11 protein-coding genes and 1 pseudogene are annotated in these 10,494 nt (G+C 51.3%); 1 reads left to right on the top strand and 11 read right to left on the bottom strand.

Features of this window, described 5'->3' with window-relative positions; translation table 11 throughout:
* The 11 genes and pseudogenes from IBX50_RS13635 to IBX50_RS13585 all read right to left on the bottom strand — a co-directional run.
* Positions 1-211: hypothetical protein (locus IBX50_RS13635; protein WP_292256692.1), on the bottom strand; the 211-nt coding region annotated here is incomplete at its 3' end.
* 62 nt (positions 212-273) lie between these two features.
* Complete coding sequence (sthA, locus tag IBX50_RS13630; RefSeq protein ID WP_292256690.1) at positions 274-1,668, bottom strand: Si-specific NAD(P)(+) transhydrogenase; 1,395 nt, start codon at positions 1,666-1,668, stop codon at positions 274-276.
* Positions 1,669-1,756: 88 nt separating this feature from the next.
* A complete protein-coding gene (nqrM, locus tag IBX50_RS13625) occupies positions 1,757-1,999 on the bottom strand; it encodes a (Na+)-NQR maturation NqrM (RefSeq protein ID WP_292256689.1) in 243 nt (80 codons plus the stop codon).
* 127 nt (positions 2,000-2,126) lie between these two features.
* Positions 2,127-3,362, bottom strand: a complete 1,236-nt coding sequence (nqrF, locus tag IBX50_RS13620) for an NADH:ubiquinone reductase (Na(+)-transporting) subunit F (protein ID WP_292256687.1) — start codon at positions 3,360-3,362, stop codon at positions 2,127-2,129.
* A 35-nt stretch (positions 3,363-3,397) separates the two neighbouring features.
* Positions 3,398-4,018 carry an NADH:ubiquinone reductase (Na(+)-transporting) subunit E gene (gene nqrE, locus IBX50_RS13615; protein WP_292256685.1) on the bottom strand — a complete coding sequence of 207 codons (621 nt, stop codon included), beginning with the start codon at positions 4,016-4,018 and terminating at the stop codon, positions 3,398-3,400.
* A 3-nt stretch (positions 4,019-4,021) separates the two neighbouring features.
* Positions 4,022-4,690: an NADH:ubiquinone reductase (Na(+)-transporting) subunit D gene (locus tag IBX50_RS13610; protein WP_292256683.1), complete on the bottom strand. Its 669-nt coding sequence runs from the start codon at positions 4,688-4,690 to the stop codon at positions 4,022-4,024.
* 2 nt (positions 4,691-4,692) lie between these two features.
* Positions 4,693-5,460 (bottom strand): Na(+)-translocating NADH-quinone reductase subunit C, encoded by a 768-nt coding sequence (locus IBX50_RS13605; RefSeq protein WP_292256681.1) that lies wholly within the window; start codon positions 5,458-5,460, stop codon positions 4,693-4,695.
* A complete protein-coding gene (locus IBX50_RS13600) occupies positions 5,453-6,661 on the bottom strand; it encodes an NADH:ubiquinone reductase (Na(+)-transporting) subunit B (RefSeq protein ID WP_292256679.1) in 1,209 nt (402 codons plus the stop codon). The genes IBX50_RS13605 and IBX50_RS13600 overlap by 8 nt, the downstream gene beginning before the upstream one ends.
* A 2-nt stretch (positions 6,662-6,663) precedes the next feature.
* Entirely contained in the window at positions 6,664-8,025 is a 1,362-nt protein-coding gene (locus IBX50_RS13595) for a Na(+)-translocating NADH-quinone reductase subunit A (protein WP_292256677.1), read from the bottom strand.
* Positions 8,026-8,331: 306 nt separating this feature from the next.
* The gene (locus IBX50_RS13590) at positions 8,332-9,789 is read right to left on the bottom strand and encodes a glyceraldehyde-3-phosphate dehydrogenase (RefSeq protein ID WP_292256676.1); all 1,458 of its coding nucleotides are present in this window, start codon (positions 9,787-9,789) and stop codon (positions 8,332-8,334) included.
* Between the two features lie 203 nt (positions 9,790-9,992).
* Positions 9,993-10,103 (bottom strand): annotated as a pseudogene (locus IBX50_RS13585) (IS200/IS605 family transposase); the annotation flags it as partial.
* 43 nt (positions 10,104-10,146) lie between these two features.
* On the opposite strand from IBX50_RS13585, the gene IBX50_RS13580 reads away from it, so the two are divergent.
* Positions 10,147-10,344, top strand: a complete 198-nt coding sequence (locus IBX50_RS13580) for a helix-turn-helix domain-containing protein (protein WP_292256674.1) — start codon at positions 10,147-10,149, stop codon at positions 10,342-10,344.
* The last annotated feature ends 150 nt before the right edge of the window (positions 10,345-10,494 follow it).

The following is a 10,494-nucleotide window of genomic DNA, read 5'->3' as shown; positions in this document are numbered from 1 at the left end:
TAACGCTGCCAAGAACCTTCTCGCGCTCGGGCATGAGCGTCCTGTAGAGGGAATCCCCGCCCTTTAGGGCGGGGAGGATGTCAATTAACGGAAAGCTTAGCCAGACCCTGCCGTTGGCCAGCAACGCCCTTGCCATTCGGATTGTCTTCCCCTCAGTCAGGGTGACACTACCTTCTTTCAGGTGACCGGGTTTGCCGGCTTCGCCGGGCAAACAAAAAAACCGAAGGCTGTTAACCTTCGGTTTTTTAATATGCTGCTTAAAACAGTGTAACTTCAGAACACCCGATTCAGACCATTGATGGCTGCTACACGATAGGCTTCTGCCATGGTCGGGTAGTTAAAGGTGGTGTTGATGAAGTACTTGAGGGTATTACCCTCACCCTTCTGCGCCATAACCGCCTGGCCGATGTGTACTATCTCGGAGGCCTGGTCACCAAAGCAGTGGATGCCCAGAATTTCCAGAGTTTCGCGGTGGAACAGAATTTTCAGCATACCCACGGGTTCACCGGTGATCTGAGCACGCGCCAAGGTACGGAAAAAAGCCTGACCCACTTCGTAGGGGACTTTGGCCTCAGTCAGTTCACGCTCGGTTTTTCCGATGGAGCTGATTTCTGGAATGGTGTAAATACCAGTGGGTACGTCATCAATAAAACGGAAATCCGGTTCTTCCAGGAAGTCTGCAGCAGCGGAACGCCCTTGGTCATAAGAGGCAGAAGCCAAACTTGGCCAGCCAATCACATCACCCGCCGCATAAATGTGAGGAATGGCGGTACGGTAGTGGTCATCCACCTGTAGCTGACCACGGGAATTAGCTTCCAGTCCGATATTTTCCAGTGCCAGTTCTGCGGTGTTGCCGGTACGGCCATTACACCACATAAAGGCATCCGCTTTCAGTTTTTTGCCGCTTTGCAGGTGCAGGGTGACACCCTGCTCAACCACTTCCACTTTTTCGTATTCTTCGTTATGTCGGATCAGCACCCCGTTGTTACGCAGGTGGTAACTGAGGCCATCAGAAATCTCATCATCCAGGAAAGACAGCAGGCGGTCGCGGTTGTCGATCAGATCCACCTTAACACCCAGCCCGCTGAAAATAGAGGCATACTCACAACCGATGACACCGGCACCATAAATAATGATGGAACGCGGGGTGTGTGACAGGCTCAAAATGGAGTCGGAGCAATAAATACGCGGGTGATCAAAATTGATGTCAGCCGGACGATAAGGGCTGGAACCGGAAGCAATAATGATTTTCTGAGCTTTCAGGAACTCAATGCCACCATGAAAATCCCGCACTTCAATGGTGTGGGGATCAACAAAGCGTGCCTTGCCAAAAAACACATCGGCACGGTTACGGGCATAAAAACCGGTGCGCAGCGATACCTGTTTTTCAATTACCCGCTTGGAGCGCTCCAGTACCTTGGGAAAAGAAAACCAGCGTGGCTCACCAATATCGCGGAACATGCGGTTGGTGTTGAACTGAATGATTTGTTTGACGGCATGACGCAATGCCTTGGAAGGAATGGTGCCTTTATGGGTGCAGTTACCACCCACCGAACGTTGGTCTTCAACCACGGCCACTTTTTTACCGTGCTTGGCTGCGTTCATGGCAGCGCCTTCACCGGCAGGTCCGGTACCTATAACAATCACATCATAATTATAAACGGCCATTCACTACCCCTTTTATTCGTTTTACCCTTGATTTGCTTCATATAATGACCAAACAGTCACTACAGGGCAATAAGGCTTTGGAAGCAGGTTACTTTTTACTGCCAACATCATAGGCAAGATCAGTTTTCCCACTTTTGGCAGCACGGTTTTTCTGCTGTTCTGTTTCGCAGATTTCCTGATTACCGCCACAAATATCACATTCGGTATCCATACCCAGTGCACTCATGCCACCACAGGATCCGGCAATGGGTTTACGTCCCATCAGCACACCCACGGACATTATCAGGATGATACTGCCAAGTACCACCAGGGTTAATAAAAACATTTGCATGATGTTTCTCCGCATTGATTTTGAGTCAGATCCGTTTGACGCCATAAAGGAAAAAGGGTTGCCTCTGGTCAAGAGACAACCCCATCCCACTAACTATTTCTGAAGATGAAACGGTCAGTTTCAGGCATCAGCCACCAAAATCATCCAGCAGGATATTTTCTGGCTCTACACCCATGTCTTCCAGCATTTTAATGACCGCTGCGTTCATCATGGGCGGCCCACACATATAGTACTCACAGTCTTCCGGCGCAACGTGGCTCTTCAGGTAGTTCTCGTAGAGTACGTTGTGGATGAAACCTGTTGGACCTGTCCAGTTATCTTCCGGCAGCGGATCCGACAGCGCCAGATGCCAGGTGAAGTTTTCATTCTCTGCAGCCAGTTGATCAAACTCTTCAACGTAGAAGGCTTCACGCAGTGAACGTGCTCCATACCAGAAGGTGATCTTGCGTTTGGACTTCAAACGCTTGAGCTGGTCGAAAATATGCGAGCGCATTGGAGCCATACCGGCACCACCACCCACAAACACCATCTCGGCATCAGTATCCTTGGCAAAGAACTCACCAAACGGACCATATACATCGATCTTGTCGCCGGGCTTCAGGCTGAAGACGTAGGATGACATGATACCGGGTGGCAGATCATCACGGCCAGGAGGCGGAGAAGCAATACGGATATTGAACTTCACCAGACCTTTTTCTTCCGGATAGTTTGCCATCGAGTAAGCACGGATGGTGGTTTCAGTGCACTTGGAAACGTATTTCCAGACATTGAACTTATCCCAGTCCGGGCGGTACTCTTCCTGAATATCAAAGTCCTTGTAGTGTACTTCGTGCGGCGGGCACTCCAGCTGCACATAACCACCAGCACGGAACTCCACGTTTTCACCTTCAGGCAACTTCAGTGTTAATTCTTTGATGAAGGTGGCTACGTTAGGGTTGGATACCACTGTGCAAACCCACTTTTTGACGCCGAATACTTCTTCATCGACTTCAATTTTCATGTTTTGCTTCACCGGCACCTGACAAGACAGGCGCCAGCCTTCTTTTTTCTCACGCATGGTGAAAGCAGATTCTTCGGTAGGAAGAATTGAGCCGCCACCTTCCAGCACCTTACAGGTGCACTGGGCACAGGAACCGCCGCCACCACAAGCAGACGACAAGAAAATGCCGTTGGCTGCCAGAGTATTCAGCAGTTTGCCACCCGCTGCGGTAGTAATTGTATGTTCAGGTTCACCATTGATTTCAATGGTGACATCACCTGAACTGACGAGCTTGCTGCGAGCTGCCAGGATCACCAGGACGAGACTAAGCACGACCACAGTGAACATGACGACACCGAGCATAATGATGGTAGAGTCGACCATGTTAATACCCTTTTCTTAACCTGTTCGTCGGCGGCTTACAGCTGCACGCCGGAGAAAGACATAAAGCCCAGAGACATCAGACCCACCACAATAAAGGTGATGCCCAGACCCTGCAGACCTGCAGGTACATCGCTGTACTTCAGCTTCTCACGGATACCTGCCAGAGCCACAATGGCCAGCGCCCAGCCAACACCGGCACCGGCACCATATACAACAGACTCACCAAAGTTGTAATCCCGCTCCACCATGAACAGTGAAGCACCTAGAATGGCGCAGTTCACGGTAATCAGTGGCAGGAACACACCCAGCGCGTTGTAGAGAGCAGGTACATACTTGTCCAGGAACATTTCCAGAATCTGCACCAGTGCGGCAATTACGCCGATGTAGCTGAGCAGTCCCAGGAACGACAGGTCAATGTTTTCTGCACCGGCAATACCCGTCCAGGTGAGTGCACCTTCACGCAGCAACAGGTTAAAGATCAGGTTGTTGACTGGCACAGTAATGGCCAGTACCACAACCACCGCTACACCCAGACCAAAAGCAGCATCCACTTTCTTGGATACCGCCAGGAAGGTGCACATGCCCAGGAAAAAGGCCAGTGCCATGTTTTCCACGAACACAGCGGTGATGAACAGCGACAGATAATGTTCAAACATGATTTACATCGCCTCCCCGGATTTGGTGTTGTGAGTGATTTTGAACTCCGGCACTTCATTCTGGTTCGGATACCAGGAGCGAATCGCCCAGATCAGCAAACCAATAATAAAGAAGGCAGAAGGTGGCAGCAGCATCAGGCCGTTGGCCAGATACCAGCCACCATCCTTGGTCAGTGACAGAATCTGGACGCCAAACAGGCTGCCGGCACCAAAGAGTTCGCGGAAGAAACCAACAATCAGCAGAACCACGCCGTAACCCAGACCATTACCGATACCGTCCACAAAACTCATGCCGGGGCCGTTTTTCATGGCGTAGGCTTCAGCACGACCCATAACAATACAGTTGGTGATGATCAAACCCACAAACACCGACAGCTGACGACTGATGTCATAAGCAAAGGCTTTGAGCACTTGATCCACCACAATAACCAGTGAAGCAATGATGGTCATCTGCACAATAATCCGGATACTGCTGGGGATATGATTGCGGATCAAGGACACAAAGAAGTTGGAGAAAGCTGTTACAAAAATAACTGCCAATGTCATCACCAGCGCTACATTCATGCTGGTGGTCACCGCCAGAGCGGAACACACACCCAGAACCTGCAGAGCAATGGGGTTATTTTTGAATACAGGATTCAGCAGTACTGTTTTTGGCGTTTCAGTTGCCATGTTTATACTCCTCCCTGCCGGAACTTAGCCAGAAATGCACCATAGCCACGCTCACCAGCCCAGAATTGCAACAAGTTGGTAACACCACGTGATGTCAGTGTTGCACCTGAAAGTGTGTCCACTTCGTGCTCCTGACTTGGATTTTTGGAAAGACCCAACTGAGGCTGCATGGAGTCTGCAGCATAGACCTTTTTACCAGGCCACTGGGCTTTCCAGTTGGGGTTATCAACCTCACCACCCAAGCCGGGGGTTTCAGCGTGCTGATAAAAACCCAGACCAGCGATGGTATTACCATCCCCTTCCAGCGCCAGAAAACCGTGCAGGGTCGACCAGAGACCAGAACCTCGCACTGGAATAATGATGCGATCAGGGTTTTCCAGATCACCAACCAGGTACACCAAGCCGAAATGCTCCAGGCGGCGAATACCCGCAGGATCAACAGCCAGACGCTCAGAGGTCGCTGGTTCAGCAGCAGCACGCAGCTGGTCATATTCAGCCGGACTGACTTCGTTGGTGAATTCACCGGTGCGCAGATCAACAACCTTGACCTGAATTTTGTCAAATTCAGCGTTCACCCGTTCACGGGTGGCTTCACGCGGCTGGATCAGACCGGCAGCGACCAGAATATTGCTGCGGCGATCCAGCTCCTGGTTAGCCAGTTGCAGAGGCTTGAGTGCCACCGCAGCAGACGAAACAATCACCGCACAAACCAGACAGAGCAGGAAAGCAACGGTCAGTGTCTTTTTGATGGAGTCATTACTTTTAGACATTGCGCAAGACCCTCCGCTTGATGTTTGCCTTGATCACCAGGCTATCAATCAACGGGGCAAACAGGTTGGCAAACAGGATTGCCAGCATGATGCCTTCCGGAAAGGCCGGGTTAATCACACGGATCAGTACGGTCATGATGCCGATGAGAGCACCAAACACCAGTTTGCCCTGATTGGTCATGGAGGCAGACACGGGGTCTGTTGCCATGAACACCATACCAAAGGCAAAACCGCCAATCACCAGATGCCAGTACCAGGGCATGGCAAACATGGCGTTGGTTTCAGATCCAACCATGTTAAACAGGGTGGCAGTGAACATCATACCCAGCATAACGCCCGCCATGATGCGCCAGGAGGCAATGCGGGTCAGCAGCAGGATGGCACCACCGATAAAAATTGCCAGGGTAGAGGTTTCACCCACCGAACCTGGCATGATGCCTACAAAAGCATCCCACCAGCTCAGCTGTTGCTGCAGGGTGGCCATGCCATCCTGATAAGCAACGGACAGAGCCGTGGCACCGGTATAGCCATCAGCAGCCACCCAGATTGCATCACCGGAGATTTCTGCCGGATAAGCAAAGTAGAGGAAAGCACGACCGGTCAGTGCCGGGTTGAGGAAGTTCTTGCCGGTACCACCAAAAATTTCCTTACCAATCACCACACCAAAGGTGATACCCAGCGCCACTTGCCACAGGGGAATGGTGGACGGCAGGATCAGGGCAAACAGCACGGAAGTGACGAAGAAACCTTCGTTGACCTCATGACCACGACGCATGGCAAACAACACTTCCCAGAAGCCGCCCACAATAAAGGTGACCGCATAGATGGGAATGAAGAAGGTTGCCCCGTGAATCAGGTTGTCCCAGATGCTGTTCGGGTCATAACTGCCTGCACCGAGCAACACTACAAAGCTTTCACGCAGACCGCCCAGTGAACTGAAGCCTGAGTCAATCGCCAGATTGGCGTGATAACCGGCGTTCCACATACCAAAGAACATGGCTGGGAAAGTACAGAACCATACTGTGATCATGATGCGTTTTAGATCCACACCATCACGAACAAAAGCAGTGGTTTTGGCTACACTCGGAGGAGAGTAGAAAATAGTGTCGACTGCTTCATAAAGCGCATACCACTTTTCATATTGACCACCTTTATGAAAGTGAGGCTCCATGGCATCCAGAAGTTTACGTATCGCCTTCATTATCAGCCCTCTTTCTCGATCAGCGTCAGGTTGTCACGCAGAATCGGACCGTATTCGTACTTACCTGGGCACACATAGGTGCACAGCGCGAGGTCTTCTTCATCCAGCTCCAGACAACCCAGCTGCATGGCTACTTCCACATCACCAACAATCAGTGAGCGCAGCAGTTGCGTGGGCAGAATATCCAGCGGCATGACGGTTTCGTAAGCGCCCACCGGCACCATCGCTCGTTCGGAACCATTGGTGGAGGTATTCGGCGCAAAACGCTGTCCCAGTCCAAAAAAGCTGGACAGGTAGATACCCATGACCGAATGACGATTGCTGCCGGGTAGACCCGGAGACAACCAGCCGAGGAACTGACGGTTGCTGCCGTCTTCCAGTACCGAAACCTGATTGTGGTAACGACCCAGATAAGCCAGTGCACCGTCGGCAGCACGACCACCGAATACGGAACCGGAAATCACCTGTATACCGTTGGGGCTGTTCACTTCACCGGCCAGCAGATCATTCAGATCCGCACCCGCACGAGTACGCACCAGACGCGGCTGTTTGACCAGCGGACCACCCAAAGCAATCACACGGTTCGGGTTCAGCTTGCCAGTCAGGAATAACTGACCGATGGCAATCACATCCTGATAACCCAGATACCAGACCTGCTTTTTGGCACTGACTGGATCAAGGAAATGAATATGCGTACCGACCAGACCCGCAGGATGCACCCCTTCAAACTCAGCGACTTCAAAAGAGCCACCGGAGATGACAGGTATGTCCTTGCCTGCCTGTTTGCAGATGAAGGTTTTGCCTTCGGTGAGTTTGCTGACGACTTTCAGACCCGCCAGGAAGGCGTCTTTCTGTGCCGCAATAACAACGGCAGGATCAGCAGCCAGAGGATGGGTATCCATCGCGGTGACAAACACCGAGCTGGGTTTGGCATCCAGAGCTGGAACACGGCTGAAAGGCCGGGTTCTGAGGGCAGTCCACTGGCCGGAATCCACCAGTTGCTGCTGTACTTGTTCACGAGTCAGGTTGTCGAGTTGAGCTTCACTGTACGCAGTGAATTCAACAGCCTGCTCCTGTTTTGCCACTTCGATCACAACGGACTGCAGTACTCGACGGTGGCCACGGTTGATGGCTACCACCTTGCCTGCTGCGGGTGCCGTGTACTGCACACCTGCGGTTTTTTTATCCGTAAATAGGATCTGACCCAGTTTCACCTCGTCACCTTCCTGAACCGCCATGGTGGGTTTCATACCAACATAGTCTGGTCCAAGGACTGCAACTGAGCGCACTGCCTTGCCGTCCGTAATGGACTGCTGCGGTGCGCCGGCGATGGGTAGATCAAGGCCACGCTTGATTTTAATCATAGGTCTCGCCCAATCACCAAGTTAAAAGACACAGCTTTTTACAGCTAAGGTTTTACATCTGAAAAAAATCGTGAGCCGCTTTGGCGGCAAAAGTATCTGCTGGAAGCTTGTTATCCGCGTCAATATGCCGCATAGCAGTTAAGTCTAAAATTGCAGGCATTATAAAGACCCCATCCCCGAATGGCTACTCGACTCATGGATCATTTGACCTGAAACACAAAAAAAATGGCTGCAAGCCAAAAGCTTACAGCCATTTATGCATCGCAGCATCAGGGATGCCGCGACCTAGAGAAGATGACCAGAGGGTCAGCCGCGATCTGCTGGGAAGTAGGGGAATTTCACGTTGGAAATATCCTGCAGAATCCGCACCACCTGACAGCTGTAACCAAACTCATTGTCATACCAAACATAAAGCACCACCTGCTTGCCATTCGCTATGGTGGCTTTGCCATCCACGATACCGGCATGACGGTTGCCGACAAAGTCAGAAGACACCACTTCTGGCGAGTCAATAAAGTCGATCTGCTTCTGCATGGGTGAATAGAGCGCAGACCAGCTGAGGTACTTGTTCAGCGCCTCAACATCTGTGCCTTTTTCCAGTGTCAGGTTCAGAATTGCCATAGAAACATTCGGTGTAGGTACACGAATGGCATTACCGGTCAGCTTACCGGCCAGCTCTGGCAGCGCCTTGGCAACGGCCTTGGCAGCGCCGGTTTCAGTCAGCACCATGTTCAGTGGTGCAGAACGGCCACGACGATCACCCTTGTGGAAGTTGTCGATCAGGTTCTGGTCATTGGTGTAAGCATGAACTGTTTCAACGTGACCACTCACCACACCAAACTGATCATTCATCGCTTTCAGAATCGGCACAATCGCGTTGGTGGTGCAGGAGGCCGCAGAGATGATTTTGTCTTCTTCGGTCAGATCACCGTGGTTGATGCCATACACAATGTTCTTGATGTCACCTTTACCCGGCGCAGTCAGCAGCACGCGTGAAGTGCCTTTGCAAGCCAGATGCTGACTCAGACCCTTGTCATCACGCCAGATGCCGGTGTTGTCGACTACCAGTGCATTGTTGATGCCGTAAGTCGTGTAATCCACCTCTTCTGGAGAATTGGCATAGATGAACTGGACATAGTTACCGTTAACAATCAGTGCTTTATTTTCCGCATCCACGGAGATGGTGCCATTAAAAGGACCATGTACGGAATCACGACGCAGCAGGCTGGCACGTTTTTCCAGATCACCATTCTTGCCACCACGCACCACTACGGCACGCAGGCGCAGCAGGCTGCCACCACCGGCCTTTTCGACCAGGATACGCGCCACCAGACGACCGATACGGCCAAAGCCATACAACACCACATCCTGAGGATCACCGCCCAGGTCAGCTTCTTTGTGCTTGCCCAGCACCGATGCCATTTCAGCCTGTAAAAAGGCTTCCATGTCACCACCGCCCTGCTTGCGGAACTGTGCTGCCAGCTTGCCGATATCCACATGCGCTGGGCCGGGCTTGAGCTTCAGCAGGGTTTCCAGCAGCAGATGGGTGTCACGCACATCCAGCTCTTCACCTTCCACCTGACGTACAAAACGGTGATCTTTCAGAATGCGGATCACGGAACGGTTAACCAGGGCGCGACCAAAAATGGAAGTCACCACATTGTACTTGCGGTACAAGCGTCCGATCAGCGGAATCATTGCCTCCGCAATGGTTTCACGCTCCTGCCAGTCTTCAAAATAGGAATCCAGTTTGGTGTCAGTCACAGGCTGTGCCTCTCAGATTTTTTGATTGCCGGTTATCGGTCAGATGCCAAGGCAGCTGATTACGCGCGCTATTATGCTTGCCGGACTCCCCTTAGGCAAATCATCAGACCCTGTCTGCGTTCATACTTTAGCAAAATCCGCGTAAACCCTCGCCCAATCGGGCGGGGATATAAGCGGGAACCGCGCAGCGGTTCTATTCAGGCGAACAGTTTTCGCCGGTACTTGGTGGTAAAGACCAGATGGACAACCAGCTTGGTGACGCTGTGGCGTTTTCGAAGGTAATCTGATAGCAATTCTTTATGATGTTCACTCACTTGAAATATGACCTTGACGGTTTATAATGAAAGAAGTATATCAATGAGCACTGAAATGTTAAAGGCCACAAAAGTACGCATTTATCCCATACCTGAGCAGGCGGAATTTTTAAACCGCCAGTTCGGTGCTGTGCGTTTTGCGTACAACAAGGCGTTGCATACCATCAGCTCACAATACAAGCGTCATGGCCTGAAATTCAATAGTTCGGACAGTTTTAAAGAAAGCCTGCTACCCGGATAATGGGGTTACCAAACACAACCATCACCCGAGTGCAGGCTTTCATGGAAATAGTCAATACGGTTTTGCAGAAAATGTCCAGTGTTAGAAAACCTCAGCGCAGGGCAATTGGGCTTAATTCTGCTTGCAAAATACGTTGCTTCACTGTAATAA

Source organism: Marinospirillum sp. (genome assembly GCF_014859565.1).
Note: the sequence above shows the minus strand (reverse complement) of the source record. Positions and strands in the feature narration are given on the sequence as shown.